This is a genomic window from Cupriavidus oxalaticus (assembly GCF_004768545.1).
GTDB classification, from domain to species: domain Bacteria; phylum Pseudomonadota; class Gammaproteobacteria; order Burkholderiales; family Burkholderiaceae; genus Cupriavidus; species Cupriavidus oxalaticus_A.
Map to the genome: position 1 here is coordinate 1,125,127 of NZ_CP038636.1, position 19,752 is coordinate 1,144,878.

16 protein-coding genes are annotated in these 19,752 nt (G+C 61.5%); 3 read left to right on the plus strand and 13 right to left on the minus strand.

What is annotated here, in order from left to right:
* Positions 1 to 51 precede the first annotated feature (51 nt).
* On the minus strand, positions 52 to 2,091 hold the full coding sequence (locus E0W60_RS33260) for a 4-oxalomesaconate tautomerase (RefSeq protein WP_135707017.1): 2,040 nt from the start codon (positions 2,089 to 2,091) through the stop codon (positions 52 to 54).
* A 1-nt stretch (position 2,092) separates the two neighbouring features.
* Entirely contained in the window at positions 2,093 to 3,064 is a 972-nt protein-coding gene (locus E0W60_RS33265; protein WP_135707018.1) for a Bug family tripartite tricarboxylate transporter substrate binding protein, read from the minus strand.
* A gap of 145 nt (positions 3,065 to 3,209) precedes the next feature.
* Between E0W60_RS33265 and E0W60_RS33270 the strand changes: the two genes are divergently transcribed.
* Positions 3,210 to 4,139: a LysR family transcriptional regulator gene (locus tag E0W60_RS33270; protein WP_133092874.1), complete on the plus strand. Its 930-nt coding sequence runs from the start codon at positions 3,210 to 3,212 to the stop codon at positions 4,137 to 4,139.
* Positions 4,140 to 4,193: 54 nt separating this feature from the next.
* Here E0W60_RS33270 and pcaB read toward each other — a convergent pair whose 3' ends face one another.
* The 9 genes from pcaB to E0W60_RS33315 form a co-directional block, all read right to left on the minus strand.
* Entirely contained in the window at positions 4,194 to 5,540 is a 1,347-nt protein-coding gene (gene pcaB, locus E0W60_RS33275; protein WP_135707019.1) for a 3-carboxy-cis,cis-muconate cycloisomerase, read from the minus strand.
* Between the two features lie 47 nt (positions 5,541 to 5,587).
* Complete coding sequence (locus tag E0W60_RS33280; protein ID WP_135707020.1) at positions 5,588 to 6,778, minus strand: CaiB/BaiF CoA transferase family protein; 1,191 nt, start codon at positions 6,776 to 6,778, stop codon at positions 5,588 to 5,590.
* Between the two features lie 22 nt (positions 6,779 to 6,800).
* A complete protein-coding gene (locus E0W60_RS33285) occupies positions 6,801 to 7,661 on the minus strand; it encodes an FAS1-like dehydratase domain-containing protein (protein ID WP_431189925.1) in 861 nt (286 codons plus the stop codon).
* A gap of 137 nt (positions 7,662 to 7,798) precedes the next feature.
* Positions 7,799 to 8,872: a porin gene (locus E0W60_RS33290; protein ID WP_135707021.1), complete on the minus strand. Its 1,074-nt coding sequence runs from the start codon at positions 8,870 to 8,872 to the stop codon at positions 7,799 to 7,801.
* Positions 8,873 to 9,563: 691 nt separating this feature from the next.
* Positions 9,564 to 10,490, minus strand: coding sequence for a 2-hydroxyacid dehydrogenase (locus tag E0W60_RS33295; RefSeq protein ID WP_135707022.1), 927 nt, complete (start codon positions 10,488 to 10,490; stop codon positions 9,564 to 9,566).
* 9 nt (positions 10,491 to 10,499) lie between these two features.
* On the minus strand, positions 10,500 to 12,257 hold the full coding sequence (locus E0W60_RS33300) for a dihydroxy-acid dehydratase (RefSeq protein ID WP_135707023.1): 1,758 nt from the start codon (positions 12,255 to 12,257) through the stop codon (positions 10,500 to 10,502).
* A gap of 115 nt (positions 12,258 to 12,372) precedes the next feature.
* Positions 12,373 to 13,041: a haloacid dehalogenase type II gene (locus E0W60_RS33305; RefSeq protein ID WP_135707024.1), complete on the minus strand. Its 669-nt coding sequence runs from the start codon at positions 13,039 to 13,041 to the stop codon at positions 12,373 to 12,375.
* Positions 13,042 to 13,207: 166 nt separating this feature from the next.
* Positions 13,208 to 13,459, minus strand: a complete 252-nt coding sequence (locus E0W60_RS33310; RefSeq protein ID WP_135707025.1) for a hypothetical protein — start codon at positions 13,457 to 13,459, stop codon at positions 13,208 to 13,210.
* 125 nt (positions 13,460 to 13,584) lie between these two features.
* Complete coding sequence (locus E0W60_RS33315) at positions 13,585 to 14,577, minus strand: LysR family transcriptional regulator (RefSeq protein ID WP_135707026.1); 993 nt, start codon at positions 14,575 to 14,577, stop codon at positions 13,585 to 13,587.
* A 124-nt stretch (positions 14,578 to 14,701) separates the two neighbouring features.
* Here E0W60_RS33315 and E0W60_RS33320 point away from each other — a divergent pair, with 124 nt between their 5' ends.
* Positions 14,702 to 15,367, plus strand: coding sequence for an HAD family hydrolase (locus E0W60_RS33320; protein WP_135707027.1), 666 nt, complete (start codon positions 14,702 to 14,704; stop codon positions 15,365 to 15,367).
* Between the two features lie 37 nt (positions 15,368 to 15,404).
* On the plus strand, positions 15,405 to 16,700 hold the full coding sequence (locus E0W60_RS33325; RefSeq protein WP_135707028.1) for an NAD(P)/FAD-dependent oxidoreductase: 1,296 nt from the start codon (positions 15,405 to 15,407) through the stop codon (positions 16,698 to 16,700).
* A gap of 115 nt (positions 16,701 to 16,815) precedes the next feature.
* Here the strand turns inward: E0W60_RS33325 and E0W60_RS33330 are convergent, their stop codons facing one another.
* A complete protein-coding gene (locus E0W60_RS33330; protein ID WP_135707029.1) occupies positions 16,816 to 18,141 on the minus strand; it encodes an NAD(P)/FAD-dependent oxidoreductase in 1,326 nt (441 codons plus the stop codon).
* A gap of 108 nt (positions 18,142 to 18,249) precedes the next feature.
* Positions 18,250 to 19,713 carry an aldehyde dehydrogenase family protein gene (locus E0W60_RS33335; RefSeq protein ID WP_135707030.1) on the minus strand — a complete coding sequence of 488 codons (1,464 nt, stop codon included), beginning with the start codon at positions 19,711 to 19,713 and terminating at the stop codon, positions 18,250 to 18,252.
* Between the last annotated feature and the right edge of the window lie 39 nt (positions 19,714 to 19,752).

A 19,752-nucleotide genomic window follows, 5' to 3' on the forward strand; every position in this document is an offset into this window, starting at 1 on the left:
TTCAAGCACCACATCGGCTGCCAACCACCACCCTTGCGCGGCAGTTTGGTTTTAGCAAGGCTCCAGAAACTGTTGCACTGGGTCACCGTCGATCGACGACGGCGCAAGACCTGACACCTTAACAATGCGCTGCCAGCGCTCTAGTTCAGTCTCCACCCGTCTTGCGAGCAGTTCAGGACCGCCCGGCTCGGGGGCTGCGCCGTAACTCTCGAAGCCCGCTTTGACCTCTGGATCCCGTAGGACTTCGGCCAAGGCGCCATTGAGCTGTTCCACCATCGCGGCAGCGGTTCCCGCGGGGGCAAACAGACCATACCACTGAGTCAATTCCATGCCCCTAACGCCCAACTCCGCAAGCGTCGGTACTTCTGGCAGCACTGGCAGGCGTTTTGGTCCGGCGACTGCCAGGGCTCGCAACTGACCGGCACCCACTGGCCGATATGCTGTCAGCAGGCTGGCGAACATAACCTGTGTCCGTCCGTCAATGGTCGACGCGATGGCTGGCGCAGCGCCTTCGAAGGTAGTACTGCGCATCGAAGTACCAGTGGCCAGTTGGAAAAGCTCTGCGGCAAAGTGTGGCGGTGTACCGTCCCCTGCGGACGCGTAGCGAAACCTTCCAGGCTCGCGCTTCATGTGGGCGACCAGCGTACCCAGATCAAGCGGCGTTTGCATTGGATTCGCCACCAACAATATTGGGGACGATCCTATAAGCCCGACCGGAGAAAAAGAGGAAACCGGATCGTACCCGACGGGTTGCAGGGCCGGATTCATCGAATGAGTTCCAATATAGCCGAGCAAGAGCGTCTGACCATCGGGTTCTGCCCGCGCCACGAACTCGCAGGCAATGCCGCCGTTGGCACCGGGACGGTTATCGATGATGACATCATGTCCCAGCAGTCGTCCAAGCCTGGGGCCAATAAGGTGCGCCACAAGATCGTTGCCACCCCCGGCACGGGTAGGTACGATGATCCGCAGTGAATGCCGAGACGATGCCTGCTTTACTCGGCTGCCTTCCGGCCGCGAGAAGACATAATCGGGCAGATGGAGCTGGCCTTCTATGATCTTGCGTGCCGTTCGAACGAGGGCCGCTCTTGTTACAGTAGCCGCAGCGCCCTCCCCCTCCAATTCCACCTCCACTTCGATCCGTCCCGCTGGGTGCAAGACGACAAGTGCGTGGCGGCCGGGCAATCGGGTCAATTGGCTAGCAACCGTCCCAGGTAACGCAAATGCGCTGGCAACGCCGATGGCGCCGGTGACGGCATGCGACGCATGACATTTGCGAGGCGTAAAGTAGCGCGACGTAATACTGTCCGGTGAATCGCCAGGGCTGACCAGGACTGGCTTTGGAATAACGCTGTCCGAGACATCGCCCAGGCCCATCAATTCCCCAGCCTGCAAGCGCAGCGCTTCCAGACGCGCAAGCAGTGTCGGGTCATTGTCGAGCGTGGCCGGCGCCTCGCGTCCACTGACACCGAGGTCGCGTGCCCGGACGAGCATCAATGGCATCGCCGCATCGATACAAGTCACTTCGACGCCGTCAATCAGATCAACGCGGTTGCCCGTCGGAAAGACCTTTCCGGTCACTGCGCCCCACGCATCGACGAAATCGAGCAGGATGGGTGAACCCGTCCCCGCAACGCCATCGATTCGAGTGTCGCCGTCATAGGTGACCCGACCGTCAGGCGTGCGGACCGTCACATCGATTCGTGACCCCGTATTGACGTTGTGAACGCGTACGCGGGTTGAGCCGAGTTGGGCGGCAACCAGTCCTTGCTCGATCGCAAAGGGGGCGACTCCGGAAAGCATATTGCCGCAGTTCGGCCGGGTGTCCACCGAGGAGTTGCCCACTCCTACCTGTACGAACAGGTAGTCAAGGTCACAGCCGGGTTGCGTGGATCGCGAAACAATCGCCACCTTGCTGTTCAGCGTGCTACCGCCGCCCACCCCGTCCAGTTGAAGCGGGTCGGAGGCACCGATGGCACCGATCAACGCCTGGTCACGAGCCTCTACGCTTTCCGGCAGCCACTCTCGCAGAAAGAACGGTCCACGCGAGGTGCCGGCTCGCATCAGCACGCAAGGAATCGTCTTGCTCATCTCAGTCCGCCTTCAGTTTTGCCGCCTGCACTACTTTCTTCCACTTGACCTGTTCCTCCTGAATAAATGTTCGCATCTGGGCCGTGGACATGGCCGTAACCTCTGCGCCTTGTCCCTCCAAACGCTGGACAACAGTCTTGTCCTTCAACGCCTGGTTTAATGCCTTGTTCAGTGCTTCTACAACGGGTGCTGGCGTGTTCGCGGGTGCGAAGATGGCGTACCACTGGGAGACATCGACGTCATTGATCCCTTGTTCCTTCAGCGTGGGCAACTCTGGCATCAGCGAAGAGCGCTTGCTGCCTGCAATCCCGACCGCCTTCAGCTTGCCGTTCTTCAACTGGGGCAATGCGGTGAAAAGACTCGGAAACATCACTTGTGTCTGCCCGGCAACTGTGTCATTAATCGCCGGAGCTGATCCCTTATACGGCACATGAAGCATCTCGGTGCCGGTCGAGAGTTTGAACATTTCCGCGGCAAAATGCGGAGCGGTTCCATTGCCCGCCGAGGCGTAACTGATCTTTCCTGGCGTTGCTTTGAGTAGCGTCACGACTCCCTTGGCATCGTTGGCCTTCAGGTTCGGATTGACGACCATCACTATTGCCGAAGAACCAACCATGCCGACCGGTACAAAATCCTTAACGGGATCGTACCGAAGCTTCTGCAAAGCAGGATTCATGGCATGTGTCGCCACGTAGCCGAGTAGCAAGGTGTACCCGTCCGGTGGGGCACGCATGACAAACTCACTGGCAATCGCCCCGTTCGCCCCCGCTTTGTTGTCGACCACGATTGTCTGCTTGAGGATCGTCGACATTGCTTGGCCAACTACCCGCGCCATGGCGTCATTAGCGCCTCCCGCTGCGGTGGGCACTACCAGCGAAATTCTCTTTTCAGGGAACGCCCCGAAGGAGCTGGCGCTCCCAAGTGCTGCCGCGATCGCAATGCTGCACAGCAAAAGTCGCTTGGATGATTGCATCTGTCTGCTCCATATGATGTGGTTTTAATGGTCGGCCTAGTGGAGCCGCCTCGGTATGTTCGTAGTTCCCCGTCATTTAGAGAATTGAATTTTTAGGATCAATTGATGCACAATAGGTATCAGTGATGAAGCTCGGGAAAGTGCAATGACCATCAACTTCAACCTCAATGATTTGCAGGCATTTCGTGCCGTTGCCGAGCTGAATAGCTTCCGCAAGGCGGCTAACTCCCTGAACGTCTCGCAGCCGGCCTTTAGCCGCCGCATAGACAAGCTTGAAGAGGCATTGGGGGTGCGCTTGCTCGACCGCACCACCCGCCGGGTGAGCCTGACGACCGTCGGCCGGGATTTCGACCGTAAGGTAAAGGAGATACTTGACGAACTGGATCAGGCACTGCTCGGCATACGCGGAGTGACGACGACGCGGATGGGGGAAGTGACTATTGCTTGCGTACCGTCGACGGTCTATTACTTCTTGCCGCAAGTCATCTCGCGCTACCATGCGCAGTATCCGAAGATTCGGGTAAAGATTCTGGATGCCAGCGCGAACGAGGTGCTGTCAGCGGTGTCGCGCAGTGAAGCAGATTTCGGCATCGATTTCGTGGGAGGCCAAGAGCCGGACATTGAATTCAGGCCCTTGCTGGAAGAACGCTTCGTTGCGGCCTGTCGTCGCGATCATCCACTGGCGCAGCGACGGCAAGTGACCTGGGCAGACCTCGCCGGCTACGACTACATTTCGGTCAGCAAAGCTTCCGGCAACCGGCTGCTCCTCGATCAGGCGCTATCCAACGTGTCAGGATTGCCGCAGAGTATCTATGAGACACAGCACGTCACCACGACCTTGGGCCTGGTCGAAGCCGGCCTTGGCATCGCAGCGGTGCCATCGATCGCCATGCCAGGTCCAGACCATCCGCTTCTAGTTAGTGTTCCACTAACCGACCCGGTCGTGACGCGCAAAATTGGGTTAATACGCCGCAAGAGCCGATCCTTAACACCTGCCGCGCAGCAGCTCTACGACTTCCTTTGCGAAACACGACCAAGACGTGGCGCGCCCGCCGGCAAACGGCGTGGCAAATAGTATTTTGGCCCGCGGCATGCCGGCAGGCCGGCATGCTCGTCTTGGCAGTGCGTCTTAGCGCCGGCTAGCCAGTACCCTGTCGACCATTACGCCGGCTTGGCCAACATTGTTGCGTGGATCGCACATGGCCTCGAGTTGTGCGCGTGACACGTGGCTGCTTACTTCCGGATGTGCCGCGAGGATGTCGATCAACGGTCGGTTGTTGGCAATGGCCTCGCGGCAAAGGTCATAGACCAGATCGTGCGCGTATTCGCGCCCAATATATGGTCCCAGGCCCATCATCACCGCCTCAGACATAACCAGCCCGTTTGTCATGTCGATATTCGCGCGCATGCGAGCCGCGTCCACCTCCAAGCCCTGCAACACGAACTTCGCCTGCTTCAGGGCACCGGAAATCAGGCAAAAGATCTCCGGTAGGGATACCCATTCGATCTCCCACGGGCCTGTTGAACGCTCGTGGTCAGCCACCATCGCATCCATCAGGGCCGCCGCGTGCTGCCGTGCAACCGAGATGTTGGCGTGGATGTACAGGCACGAAATCGGGTTGCGCTTCTGCGGCATGGTTGATGAAGAGCCGCGCCCCGGCGCAAAGGGTTCGAACACCTCGGCAACTTCAGTCTGCATCATGAGCTTCACGTCCATGGCGATCTTGCCGAGCGAGCCGCCGACGAGTCCGAGAAACGCGCCCACTTCGGCAATCGTATCGCGCACCGTGTGCCAGGAGATCAGTGGCTGCGCCAGCCCAAGTTCCTTCATCAACGCAGCCTGGGTTTCCATGGCTCCCGTCTGCAACGAGGAAAGCGTACCGGATGCGCCGCCGAACTCACCCATCAGCACTCGCGGCTTCAACTGCTGCAGCCGCTCGCGGTGGCGCTCGATGCCGGCAAGGATGCTGGCCATCTTGTAGCCGAACGTAATAGGGGTGGCTTGCTGCAGGTTGGACCGACCGATCACCGGCGTGTCGCGGTACTGCTTCGCCAGCGTTGCAAGCGCGTCAGCGATGTCCTCGAGGTCCGACTCGATCAGTGCCAGGCCCTCGCGCATCTGCAACACCGCCGCTGTGTCGGTAATGTCCTGGGTGGTGGCGCCCCAATGGCAGAATTCGCCAAGCCCATCTCGGCAGTTCGCGTTGATCTGGTTGACCACCGCGATAATCGGATATCCGATCTGTTCGGTCTTTGCCTTGAGCTTAACCCAGTCAATTTGGGAAAGTTCGCAATTCTTGACGATCTCGTCGGCCGCTTCCTGCGGGATGATGCCAAGCTCACCTTGCACTTTTGCCAACGCGCGCTCGATGTCCAGGTATTTAGCCGTGCGGTTTTCATCGGACCACACTTCGCGCATGCGCGCGTCGCTAAACATGTCGCCAAAAATGCGGGAATCAATGATGGTGGAAGCCATAGGTTACGTCTCCGTTGGTCACATGTATGGTGCGCTAGGCCAGCGCGTTACACAACGCTATCAGCGCGCATCATGGCGATTTCGTCGGAGGCATATCCAAGCTCCGCGAGAATTGTGTCGGTGTGCTGACCAAGTGCCGGTATCGGATCCATACGCGGCCCTTCGTTCCAGGTCCCCGGGGGCAAGAGAGCGGGCAGCATGCCCTTGGGCGAGTCGACTTCAGTCCAGCGGCCGCGCGCCTTGAGTTGAGCATGCTCCCACACCCCCTGCATGTCATTGACGCTGGCATTAGCGATCTGGGCTAACTCCAGTCGCTGCACCACTTGAGCACCGCTTAGAGGCAAAAAGGCATCTACGATGATCTGCCTCAGTGCAGTGCGCTCGGCCACGCGTCTGGAGTTTGAGCTAAAGCGGGGATCTTCGATCAGTTCGGGCCGCTGGAGCACCGTGTTGCAGAAGCTTGCCCATTCCCGCTCGTTCTGCAACCCCAACATTACTGTCGCCCCATCGCCAGCCGGAAACGGTCCATAGGGGTAGATTGTGGCGTGGCTTGCGCCCGTGCGCTGCGGCGGCTGTGCCCCGTCAAACGCGTAGTAGAGAGGGTAACTATTCCATTCCGCCAGCGCCTCTAGCATGGAGATGTCAATACGTTGCCCTCGGCCCGTCTGATTGCGTTGTAACAGAGCGGCCAGAATGTTTGTGTAGGCATACATGCCGGCGGCAATATCGGCAATGGAAGGCCCAGCCTTGCAAGGCACCTCAGGCGTCCCCGTCACGGACAGAAATCCGGCTTCGCTCTGAACGAGAAGGTCATAGGCCTTCTTGTCGCGGTATGGTCCGGGATTCTCCGGGTTGTCGCCATAGCCCGAAATATCACACACAATGATTTGGGGCTTGACGGCGGAAAGCGTTTCGTAGCCGAGACCAAGCCGTGCTGCGGCGCCTGGTGCGAGGTTCTGAACCACCACGTCCGCCTTTTCCTCAATCAAACGCTGTAATACGCCAGCCGCGGCCGGGTGCTTGACATCGAGCGTCAGGCTTTCCTTCGAGCGGTTTGTCCAGACGAAATGCGAGGCCAGGCCACGGACCCGCTCATCATAACCACGGGCGAAATCGCCGACCCCAGGCCGCTCGATCTTAATAACTCGTGCACCCAGATCGGCAAGCTGGCGCGTGGCAAAAGGCGCCGCAATCGCGTGTTCAAATGTGACAACCGTGATGTCTTTGAGGGGTTGCATCAGGATCTTCCGTAAAGCGAAATCAGCGAAGGACTGCCGTGGCGTCCATGGTCAGCCAGCCCTCGTGGTCCGATGCCCACAAGCGAACTGTTTTGCCGTCAGACTGCGGTTGACCGCTGACCCGGAAGGGATGCAGGTCGAAGGTCGGGCGCACCGCACGGAATCGAAAGCTGGCGACCTCGGCCTGGGGCAATTCACGCTGCAGCAGATCCAGTAGCAACGTAGCGATCAGCGGGCCGTGGACAATCAAGCCGGGGTAGCCTTCGACCTCTGTCACGTAGCGGCGGTCATAGTGGATGCGATGCCCATTGAAAGTCAGGGCCGAATAGCGGAACAGCAACACGTCGTCCGGAACAATTTGGCGCTGCCAAGCCGCTTCCGCGGGCGCCGCCTGGGGCATGACAGGCGCCTCGCCAGACTGCTGTGCCTCTCGGTAAACGATGTCGTGAAACTCCACTAACGCCGGTTCCGCAGTACCGATCACGCGGATCTCGTGACGCACTTTTACAAATACTAACTTCCCGGTCCGCCCCTCCTTGCTTGTAACATCGTCGATGATGGAGGTGCGCTGGATCTTGTCGCCCACCCGAAGTGGATGGCGAAACTCGAATTGGCCGCCTGCCCACATGCGGCGGGGCAATGGCACAGGGGGTAGAAATCCGCCGCGCTTGGCATGGCCATCGTGCCCAATTTCGCTTTGACGATGCATGGGTAGGAAATACAGCCAATGCCACAGTGGCGGCAATGGAGTGCCTGCTGTCTGCGCTGCTGCGGGGTAATCCAGCGTCGCACGCAGCGCTGCGATCGGCGCGGCAGTGACTGTGTCCTCCCACTGCTCGCTGCGTCCGATCCACGTCCTGGGGTCAATTGCCTGTTCGTCCACTGCTGGCTCCTTGCATTTGTGCTAGCCCGAATGCCCGTTCACGCGCGGGACCAGCGGAGTTAGATCAATCGAAGAATAGTTGGGCACATTGAATCGCCGGCGCACCAGTTAGCCGCCTGGCAGAACAATGGAGCGCTCTAGAAGCGATGTCGCAAGCCGATGCCACCGCCGACTTTGCTGCCTTTCACTCCCATGAAGGTGGGCAGCGCATAGGCACCGTTGATGCGATTGAAATCAATTTCGGCGTAAATGTCGGTCCGCTTTGAAAGGTTGTAGTCCGCGACGCCGGTCACCATGATGCGGCTGCCGGAGGCATTGCGCTGGCGGTCGTAGTGCGACGCAACGGATAGCGTGAGAGCAGAGGTAGCCGCCACAGCGAAGCCGCCACTGAATACATCGTTTCGCGTCGGGCTCACATCGAATCGATTGTTGAGATAGCCGAAAGTTAGCTTGACTATCCCCCATTGATAGTTGCCACCCACGCCCCAGACTTTTCTCGACTCAGGCGTGGTTAGGGCATTGGCCTGCTGCCAGAAACCACCGACGTCCACCGGTCCCTGCTTATAGCCAAGAGTTGCGCCGTAACTAGAGCTCGGCTTCATATGACCCGACACCTCGCCAAAGGTGTAATACGCTCCCGCAGATAGCGCTCCCCATTGTCCGAAGTATTTCGCCATATTGTCTTGGCGCGGTCCCGTATAGCCGTTAAAGATGGTGACTGCGTCCAGATTGGGGTGACCGTTAGGCTGAAAGCGGGAGGTCGCATCGTAGCCCGTGGTGAATTGCCGGCCGAACGTCAGCCTACCGAAGCGCTCGTGGTTCAATCCGACCCATGCCTGCCTTCCAAACAAACGCCCCTGACCGCCGGTGCTCTGCTGTCCATAGTTTGCCGTTGCGGTGCCTTGCTGCGATACGCCAGTCGAGGGATCAAAGCCACTCTCCAAATTGAAGATGGCGGACAATCCGCCTCCGAGCGCCTCGTTGCCCCGCATGCCCCAACGCGAACCGTTGAAATAGCCGTCGGTTAATGCAGCCAACTTATTGTCGCCCGCGTTATTGCTTGAGTAGCGAAGAGTGGTATCGATGATGCCGTACAGGCTTACTCCGGACGAAGTCTGTGCTTGCACAGTAGTGGTGATTGCAATCCCAAGGACCGCCCCGGCCGCCAACTTCCCGTTTGACCGACTTTTCCGTTCTTGCTCGATGCCCATCCTATCTCCCCATTTCGGTCTATTTGTCGTCACCTTCCCCTGCCCCCGCGAACGGGAAAGGCGAATTGACGCCAGTTTGCAGAGACAACTCGCAGAGGGGAATTGCAATGTTTCGATGAATTGATGCATTGCTCGCATCAAAACAGGAGGGATTGTTGCCACGTAGGGCTGAGGCTGGCCGGGATCGTGCCGGCCTATTGCTGAGCGCTCCTCCTAAGCTTCGCACGCCGACGTTCGGACTGGTGCTGTCACCGGCGTCACCGTATCGCCTGTGCTATCGAACATAGGCCTGCAGGTCACGCGCAACGGGCGCGTTCGGATGGGAGATACGCTCCAGACCCTGGAGGACGAACCTATCTCTTCTTCCAGCCTTTGAGGGGCGAACCTTTTCCAGTTTGGGAAAGGCTCATCAATCCTGGCACAGCTGCAGCCTAGGCGCCACCAAGTCACTGATACGGGAGTTGCCGAGCCCACCGACAGAAGCAGAAGCCTCCTCGCCCGGGTGCATTGCGCCAGCACTGACCGAGCGCCCTCTCGCACCAGCCCAGTCCAGCAGACATAGCCGGTGCCGACATTCGTCACGTCGCCCCTGCTCGCCAACGGCTATCGCCGCAGCGGCTGCAATGGGGGCTTTCCCACCACCAGGGGCAGCCTTGTCCGCTATGTTGGACCCATGCAAGGGCCGCTAACCTCAATAGCCACGACAGCGGTCGATAACGTCCGCGAGCGGCTCACCCCGCTGATGTCGACGAACGTTCTCCAGCAGGATTGGCGCAGCCGATTCGGGCTGGGTCATGCTCGCCACATGGGGCGTCAGAAATACCCGCGGATGGGCCCAGAATGGATGCTCCGCAGGCAGAGGCTCAGGCTCGGTCACGTCGAGAATCGCGCGCGATAGCCGTCCCGAATCCAACGCCTCGAGCAGATCCGTATCGACCAGATGCGGACCGCGCCCGACATTGATCAGCGCCGCACCGGCAGGCAGCAGCGAAAACAGTTCGCGGTTCAGGATGCCCCTGGTGGCCGGGGTGAGCGGCAACAGGCAGATCAGCACGTCGCACCCTGCGAGAAAGGGTTGCAACTGATCCGGGCCGGCGAAACTCTCCACGCACTCGATCTCACGCAGGGAGCGGTTCCATCCGCGCAGGTTGAAGCCGTAGCTCGCCAGCCGCTCCAGCACGGCACACCCCAACGCGCCCATGCCCATCACGCCGATCGTGAGGGCCGAGGCAGGCGGTACCTCCAACGGATCCCAGACGCGCGCCGCCTTCGCCGCCACGTAGTCGAAGAAGTCGCGATGCAGCGCCAGAACGGCCAGGCTGACATATTCCACCATGCCGTTGATGATCCCTGGCTCGACCATCCTGACAATGGGAACGTGCTCGGACAGCGCGGAAAAATCGACATGATCGACACCGGCTCCGGAGGAGAAGAACACCTTCAGCCGAGGCAGCTTGGCGATGAACTCCGCCGGTGCCTGCCAGGCGATCAGGTATTCGACCTCGGCGAGGTCGCCGGCATCGGGCCAGACACGAAAGTCGAGGTCGGGTGCGTACTCGGCGAAGTAGCGCGCCCAAGCTGCAGCGCGAGGGGCATCTGATCGATAAAGAATACTCATGCCAAGGTCCTACCAGCCTCCTACCCAGCCATCGAACAGCCCCTCGGGAAGGGTGTCCTTGTTGGCGCCACGGAGAAAATCGAAGTCGCAGCCCAGATGAGCCTGCTCGATGTGTTGGCTATATAGATTGCGGTAGCCACGCACGTGCTGGGACGGCGGCGCCTGCCATGCTTGGCGCCGACGTTCGAGTTCATCCGGTTCGACGCAGAGTTGCAGTCGCCGCGCGGCGACGTCGAGCTCGATGATGTCGCCGTCACGCACTAGAGCCAGCGGACCACCGATCGCAGCCTCGGGAGAAACATGCAGCACAGCGGCACCATAGGCGGTACCGCTCATTCGTGCATCCGAGATCCGGAGCATGTCGCGCACGCCGCGCTCCATCAGATGGCGCGGCAGGGGCAGCATGCCCCACTCCGGCATCGCCGCGCCCACGGGCCCGGCATTGCGCAGAATGAGCACGCTGTTCTCGTCGATGCCGAGTTCAGGGTTATCGATCTGGTCGGCGATCGTCTGTACGTCTTCGAACACCACCGCCGGGCCGCGATGGCGGAACAGCTTGGGATTCGCCGCACAGGTCTTCATCACCGCACCGTCCGGCGCCAGGTTGCCTTTGACCACGACCATCGTCTCGCCAGGCTTGACCGGTTTGTCCAGCGGGCGGATCACATCGCTATCGAAGACTTCCGCCGTCTCGAGAATCTCGCCGACCGTGCGGCCGTCGACGGTGCGCGCATCGAGATGCAGCAAGGGCCCAAGGGTCTTGAGCAGGGCCGGTACGCCGCCCGCGGCCATCAGTCGCTCAGTCAGGTGTTCACCGGCGGGCTGGACGTTGGCGATCAGAGGCACGCGCCTGGCGATCTCGTCGAAGCGCTCCAGAGTCAGCGGTACGCCGACGCGGCCGGCCAGCGCTAGCAGGTGGATGATGACGTTGGTCGACCCACCTACCGCGCACAGCAGGGTAATGGCATTGGCAAAGGCTCTCGCATCGAGAACCTCGCTCGGGCGGGGGCTGCCATCGGCGGCCATGCGCACGCTACGACGCCCCACCTCGCGGGCGAGCTGATGACGACGCCGGTCGACCGCCGGCACCAGGCTGCTACCGGGCAGCGACACACCCAGGGCCTCGCAGATGACCGCCATCGAAGAAGCGGTACCCATTTCTGCACAGTGGCCGGCCGTCCCCATCACACTTCGCTCGAACGCGGCAAAATCGCCTTCCGAGAGTTCTCCTGCACGCAGTTGGTCGACCAGACGCCAGACACCGGTAGCGTTCGCCAGATTTCCGCCAGTCGCCGAGCGGGGCGTGGCCGGCCCGCTGGCAAGGAATATGAACGGAACGCCAGCGCTGGCAGCCCCCATCAGGAGTGCCGGCTGCGTCTTGTCACATCCGCCGAGCAGCACCACCGCATCGAAGGGATAGCCGCGAATGGTCTCCTCGGCTTCCATCGCCAGGAGGTTGCGAAACGGGAAGGAGGTCGGCTTGATGATGTTCTCGCTGATCGACATCAACGGCACCTCGAACGGGATACCACCTGCCTCGAGAATCCCGACTCTTACCTCTTCGGCAAGCGTGCGTAGATTGAGATTGCACGGGTTGATATCGGACCAGGTGTTGAGAATGCCCACGACGGGGCGCTCCATCAGGTCTTCGCGGCTCCAGCCGGCGGTCGACAAAGTCGAACGATGCACGAAGCCAGGCAGATCATCCTTGCGAAACCAGCGCGCGCTGCGCAGCGGCCGACCATTCTTTGTTTCGTTCTCGCTCATGCGATCACCTTGTGGCCCTATGTTCGGGAAAATTCGATAAGGCAGAGTTGCCGCATGCCGGGGATACGGCACAACGGCGCACCGCCCCTTGCCGAGGCGGTGCGACGATTGCTGGTCAGAGGCCGACCAGACCGGCCAGCCCGCCGATATCGGCGATCTGGCGGTAGTTGTAGCAAGCGTTACCCGGCTGTTCATGACCACGGGCGACGAAGGCCTTGTTCTTGATCTTCATGTCTTCAGCCGGCATCAGGTCATAGCGGAAGCTCGAAGAAACGTGGAGCACGTCTTCCGGACCGCAACCGAGGTTGTCGAGCATGTATTCGAAGGCCTGCAGGCGCGGCTTGTAGGCCTGGGCCTGTTGGGCAGTGAATACCTTGTGGAAAGGCACGCCCAGCTTGTCGACGTTGGACATGATCTGTGCGTCCATCGCGTTAGAGAAGATCACCAGCGGGATCTTGTCGGCGATCTTCGCCAGGCCGGCCGTCACGTCGGGATGCGGGCCCCAGGTCGGCACGGCGTTGTAGTAAAGCTGTCCTTCGCCGCGGTATTCCACGCCCCAGCGCTTGCACACGCGGGAGATGGCGGTATTGAGGATCTCGTCATAAGGACGCCAGTCACCCGTCACCTGATCCAGGCGATAAGCAGTGAAATCCTTGACGAACTGGTCCATCTGCTCAGGGGCAACGCGATCGGCGAACAGCTCGCGGGTCAGCGGACCCATCTGGAAGTTGGTCAGCGTGCCGTAGCAGTCGAAGGTGAGGTATTTAGGGCGCATGAAGCTCATCTTGGCAGTCCTGAAAGTTCGTTGATAAGAGCGGTGATCCGTCGCAGCACCACGACTTCATTACAGCACGGTGAAACCACCATATGACGTTGAAAGTTCGAGCCACTCAATACAAAAACACAATTATTCGAGCCCCCTCAGCAGACTCTGCGGAACGCCGTCTAGCTCATGCGGCTATACGCAATTGTCCCCATCGTCGACGGCTCGTGCGGCACCAGTCAATAAGCTCAATCGCATCATCGAGGCTGGCTTCGCTGCGACTTGTCAGGCCGCGCCACTCGATTGGCTTGACGCCGGCAGGTGCATCAAATTCACGGGCGATGACGCTCGTCGCCGCGACCGTCTTGCCCTTACCTGCTGGCAGATCAACCCGTTGCACCCAGAGTTTCTGACGGCACGGTGCGGGTTTTGATGCCATGGCGCGATCCGATCGTGAAAGCGATCTCGCAAATTGACTCGCTGATGGTGCGTTGCCACAGCTTCTCACCCTTCATCTGAGCGGATTGGTGCCCGGTGGCTGAGGCGGGCCGGGATCGTGCCGGCCTATTTCTGAGCGCTCCCCCTAAGCTTCGCACGCCGACGTTCGGACTGGTGCAGCCGCTTGAGAATGCCATCGAACGATTCGAGTTGCCGATGGATCTCCTCAGGCCCGTTCTCAACCAGAAACGCGCGGAATGCGGACGCGACCGGAGGCAATCGGACAGCCGGCAGGTGCGCCACATACCAGTCGCGCTCCAGCGGATTGCCTGCCAGCGGCAGCACATCGATCAAGCCCGCTTCAAACTCCAGCGTGCAGGCATGCAACGACAGAAACGCGATGCCGAGTCCCGCCGAGACCATGCGCTTGATTGCCGCATTACTGGACAGCTCGGATCCATGCGGCAAGCGCAGCCCCGCCTCGCGGAACAGTCGCTCGACGGTATCGCGCGTGCCTGAGCCGCGCTCGCGGACCAGCAGGTTTTCCGTCAGCAGATCCCGCAGCGTGTTGTGCCGCCGTGACATCAATGGGTGGTCGGGTGCGGCAATGAAGGCCATCGGATGCTTGGCAAAGGCGACCGCATTCGTCCTGAGCTCGGAAGGCGGGCGGCCGATGATTGCAAGATCAATCTCGTGCATTCCCAGCATGCGGACGATCTCTTCCCGGTTGCCGACCCGTAGCACGATCTTCACATCCGGATTGCATTGGGTGAACGCCACCAGCATCTGGGGAAGCAAATACTCAGCGGTGGTGATCGCGCCGACGCGAAGGGTCCCCGCGATGCCGCCGCGCAAGGCAGCCACTTCCTCCACCGCGTCGCGCCATAGCTTGAGTATCTGGCTGGCGTAGCCTGCCATCACCTCTCCGGCGGGCGTCATCAGCAAGCCGCGGCCCGAGCGCTGTACCAGCGGCGTGCCCGTGGCTTCTTCGAGCAGCCGCAATTGCAGCGAAACCGTGGGCTGGGTCAGGTGCAATTCTTCGGCTGCCCGGGATACGCCGCCGAGGCGCGCGACCGCGTCGATCGCATTGAGCTGCCGGAAGGTGGTGGTCTTATTCATAGAAGAAAACCTATCGGTCGGATATGTTTCTTAATTATTCAATATGATTTTTCCCGCGTACAGTGCAAACGACAGCCCTTATCGAGCCAGCCCTTCGCCTTCTGCGAAACCAACGGAGTTCACCATGTCGATCGAATTGCTGATTGTTTCCGCCGACCATGTACTGTTCCAGACTAAGGCGCAACATGCGGCCGGCTTGGCAGCGGCCACCCAGGCCCGGTCGGAAGCGGCGCCTGCCGGCGAAACCAGCGAAGACTTCTGCGCGGCGTATCAGGAGGCGTTCGTTCAGGCAAGCACGGGAGCAAAACTATCCGTGCGCCGGCAAACCGAACAGCTGATGCGCGAAGCCGAGCAAGCCGGGGCCAGGCTTGCCATCGTAACCATGATGTCGTCACGCATGCTGAGCGCCCTGCTTGACCGTTATGACCAGCCCGCCTGTACCGATCGCTTTACCGTGACTGCCACGGCGGATTTGCTTGGCCACGGCCGCGGCCATGCAGACCTGCTGCGGCTCGTGCTCCATGCCGTTGACGTTCCTCCCGATCGCGCGCTGTTCATCGGTGCGAATGCCGGTGAAGCCCGTGCTACCGCCGCGCTTGGCATGCCATCGATGTGGCTGCACGACGACATGGCGCAGGTATGGCGCCAGGACGATGGCGCAACCATCCTTTCCGACGGGCCCACCGCGTCGTGGCCATCTTTCGACGACATCGAGATGCGATTCACGCAAGGCGCACTGGCCCAGACGTCGCGCTACACGCGCCTAAGGACATTGGCCGCCCCGGCATGAGCCGGCGTGGCACCACCAACGCACAGAGAGGGATGGAATGAAGACGATCGTCATTGCCGGCGGCGGAACCGCCGGCCTTCAACTGGCGGCCCGGCTGGGAAAGCAATTGGGCAATCGCGGGCTGGCGAACATTGTCCTGGTGGACCGCTACCGGACACACCTGTGGAAGCCCCTGCTGCACGAAGTCGCCGCGGGAAAGCTTGAGCCGTACATCCACCACACATCCTTCGCGCTCCAGGCGCGCCGCTACGGTTTCCGCTTCGTACAAGGCGAGTTCACCTCGCTGGATCGCGACAACCGCACGCTAGCGATCACAACGTCCGGAAGCGATGGCGTCACGCACACGACGACGCTGGCCTATGACACATTGGTGCTGGCCATCGGCGGTACCACGCAGTACTTTGGTGTCCCGGGGGCGAGTGAGCACGCCCTGGCATTGGACAGCGTACCGGGCGCAGAGTATGCGCGGACCCAGATCGTGGATGCGCTGCGCCGCGTATCGTCGCAGGCTAAAGCGGCCGACCGTCCGGCGCGGGCCAGCGTCGCCATCATCGGTGCGGGCGCGACCGGGGTGCAGCTGGCCGCCCAAGTGCGGCAGATGTCGCGCGTGCTGAGCCAGTACGGCCTCCATTCGCTCGATCCGGACCGCGGCACCGAAGTCCTGCTCGTCGAGGCTTCCGGCAACATCCTGCCGGGCATGGATCGTCGCCTCGCCGACAGGACCACAGCCGAGTTGCAGGCTCAGGGTATCCAGATCCTGCTGAACACGCGCGTCACCGAGGTCCGCCCGGACTCCCTGCATATTGCAGGCGCGGCCCCTATTGCCGCGGACGTGACGGTATGGACCGCCGGCGTCACCGTATCGCCTGTGCTGTCGAACATCGGCCTGCAGGTCACCCGCAACGGACGCGTTCGGGTGGGAGATACGCTCCAGACCCTGGAGGACAAACATATTTATGCCTTGGGTGATTGCGCGAGCTTCCGCCCGGCTGGGGAACAGGCAGAGCTTCCCACGCGAGCGCAGGTCGCGCATCAGCAAGCCATTTACCTGGCCCGGGCCTTGCCACGTGTGCTCGCCGGCAAGTCCGTAGCCAGGTTCACGTTTCGCGATCGGGGCTCGGTCATCTCGTTGGCCGACGACATGGCGTTGTGCCATCTGCTCGCGCCCGGCAGCAGCGACGGCTGGCAGGTACGGGGCGCACTGGCAAAGCTGGTGCACCGCGTTATCTACCGACGTCACGTGCTGGCGGTGCAGGGTTTTGCGCGAACCGCCGCGATGGCACTGTCCCAGCGTCTGGAGCGGCTGCTGGGGGCGGGCTATCGGCTCGACTGAGGCGCACGTCCCAATGCAGGCGCGCAGGCATGGTCATCCGCATGCCTGCGCGCCTGCATTGAGGAACAGCTGAGTGAACATCAGCCGCGCCGGTTCACTGTCCTGGAGTGCACCTTCAGAAGTCGGCCACTTTGCCCCAGGCCGACTGCTTGAAGCGCGCCGGGTTGTACGGGGCAGGATCGAAGATCGGCTCGTCACCGGTCACCAGGTCTGCGATCAAGTGGCCCGCTCCGGGGCCGATGCCGAACCCATGCCCGGAGAAGCCCGCTGCCAGGATGAAACCGGGGATCTCCGGCACTTCGCCAATCCCCGGCACACCGTCAGGGGTGCTGTCCACAAAGCCGGCCCAGGCACTGGCGATGCCGGTCTGGCCCAGTGCAGGCATCAGTTCGACAGCACGACGATAGGTTTGCTTGACCGCCGCCGCATCCGCCTTTGGGTCGAGTATTCGCATCCGCTCCATGGGGGTTGGTGCATCCAGCCGCCACCGCGCGAGTGTTTCATGGCCTGCGCGAATCCCTTCCAACCCGCCTGGAAACACGTTACGCCAGCGCTTGGCAAACATGGGCAGGAACTGCGGCGCGAAGCGCATCAGTTGCGCCGTCGGGTCCACGCGTCCACGCCCGCTGATGGCAAGGTTGTAGCTGCCATCGCTGCGGCGGGTGATGGACACGCGCGCGGTGTGCAGGGCGTCAGGGAGATGCCCGGCCACCCCAGACACGCGCACGATGGACTGGCGAACGGTAGCTTGGGGAAAACGAATGCCCAGTTGGCGACAGAACGAAGAGGCCCACGCACCTCCGGCGAACACCGCGACGCGGGTCTTGATGGTTCCGGCTTCGGTGACGACGCCGCTGACGCGGCCGCCCTCAAGCTCAATGCCCCGGGCGGCGCAATTCTGCAGCACGGTGCCACCGAGCTTCATGAGCGCCGCAGCCACCGACGGAGCTGCCTTGGCTGGATCGGCCGTACCGTCACTGGGCGAGAACACGCCACCCTTCCATACGCGGCCAGTATCCCGACCCCGTTCGCTGGCCTCGCGCCCGCTCAACATGTGGGTTGTCACGCCGGCAGTTCTGGCGAAATCTCGCCATCTGGCCCAGCGTGCAATCTCGTCTTCGTCGTTGCTGAGGTAAAGCAAACCACACCTGTGGAAGCCCGTGTCCTCGCCGGTTTCTTCGGCGAACCGCTCCCATAGCTCGAGGCTTCTGGAGGCCATAGGCAATTCACGCGCGTCACGGTTCTGTTGGCGGCACCAGCCCCAGTTGCGGCTCGATTGTTCGGCGCCGATGCGGCCCTTTTCTACTACGGTAACCGAAAGGCCGCGCCGGGCCAGGTAGTACGCAGCAAAAACGCCGATGATGCCACCGCCGATCACTACGGCGTCGGCATGGGCCGGCAGGGATGAGGTACTCTCGATGAGACGCAAGGGCTGGGACATGGATGGATCTCCTCGCATTATTTGTCTTGCACGTTTTGTTTCAGGTTGAACCCGGCAACACGCTCTGCGCTCCGCCGTCCGGCAAGATCATGGCGGCCTGCATGCTGGCTATTCGTCGCCGTGTTCAAGGATGGCCTTCGTTTCGAGATACTCTTCCAGGCCTTCCAATCCGTATTCGCGACCATTCCCCGAGCGCTTATAGCCGCCGAAGGGAGCGTGGGCATTCCATGCCGGATAGTTGATATGCACCTGGCCGGCGCGGATCCGCGCAGCCACGGCTCGCGCCGCGTCCAGATCTCGGCCCTGCACATGGGCGCCCAGACCATAAATGGTGTCGTTGGCGATCTCCACGGCTTCGTCGACGCTGTCGTAGGCAATGATCGAAAGCACCGGCCCGAAGATCTCTTCCTGAGCGATGCGCATTTTTGGATGCACGTCCGAGAAGATTGTCGGCCGTACGTAGAACCCGCGCTCCAGGCCCGGCGGCCGACCGAGGCCGCCGCAGACCAGCCGCGCGCCCTCGGCAAGGCCGGCGCCAATCATTTCTTGCACACGGTTGAACTGCGCGCCGTTCGCCACCGGTCCGTGCGTGGTTTGTACCGAGCGCGGGTCGCCGACCACAAGGCGGGCAACCGCCTCGCAAGCGATCTGCTCAACTTCGGCCAGGCGATCGCGCGGCACGATCATGCGCGTGGGTGCGCTGCAGGATTGTCCGACGTTGCGGAAGGCCGCCGCCACACCCGCCGGCACGGCTCGCGCGAGGTCCGCATCCGGGAGGATGACGTTGGGGGACTTGCCACCCAGTTCCTGCGCTACACGCTTGACCGTCACGGCCGCCGCCTGCGCGACGAGAACACCTGCACGGGTAGAACCCGTGATCGAAATCATGTCCACGTCCGGGTGCTCCGCCAGCGCGGCACCGACCTCCGGTCCTTCCCCGTTCACGAGGTTGAACACGCCCGGCGGAGCGCCCGCGTCCTGCATCACCTGCGCGAACAGCAAGGCGCTGAAGGGTGACAGCTCGCTAGGCTTCAGCACGACGGTGCATCCTGCTGCCAGTGCAGGGCCTACCTTCGCGGTGATCTGATATAGCGGCCAGTTCCATGGCGTGATGAGGCCACACACGCCGATGGCCTCACGCGCGATCGTGATGCCGTCCCGATGCGAGATAAAGGGATGACCGCTCATGACGTCGCAGGCCACCCGGATGTGCGCTGCCCCGGCCGGCACCTGCGCACTGCGCGCCACGCTGATGGCAGCGCCCATCTCCAGCGAGATTGCCTCGGCGAACACCTCGGCCCGCTCGAGTATGAGCTGGTGCACACGGTTGAGAAGAGCCGTCCGGCTCTGTATGGAGCTGACGGACCACCCGGCAAAGGCGGCTCTGGCGGCGGCAACGGCGGCGGCGACGTCTTGCCTGCTGCCCAAGGCGATCTCTGCAACCACATCTTCGGTCGACGGGTCGGTGACGGCCGCCCCCGCTTGCCCTGCAGGGCGAACCCACGCGCCGTCGATGAAGATACGATCCAGATGACCCGCGCTGGTCAGGCGCTCAATGATGGCGTGTTTCATCAGAGCCGTCCTTTGCACAAGCCCTTCCGATGCATGGCA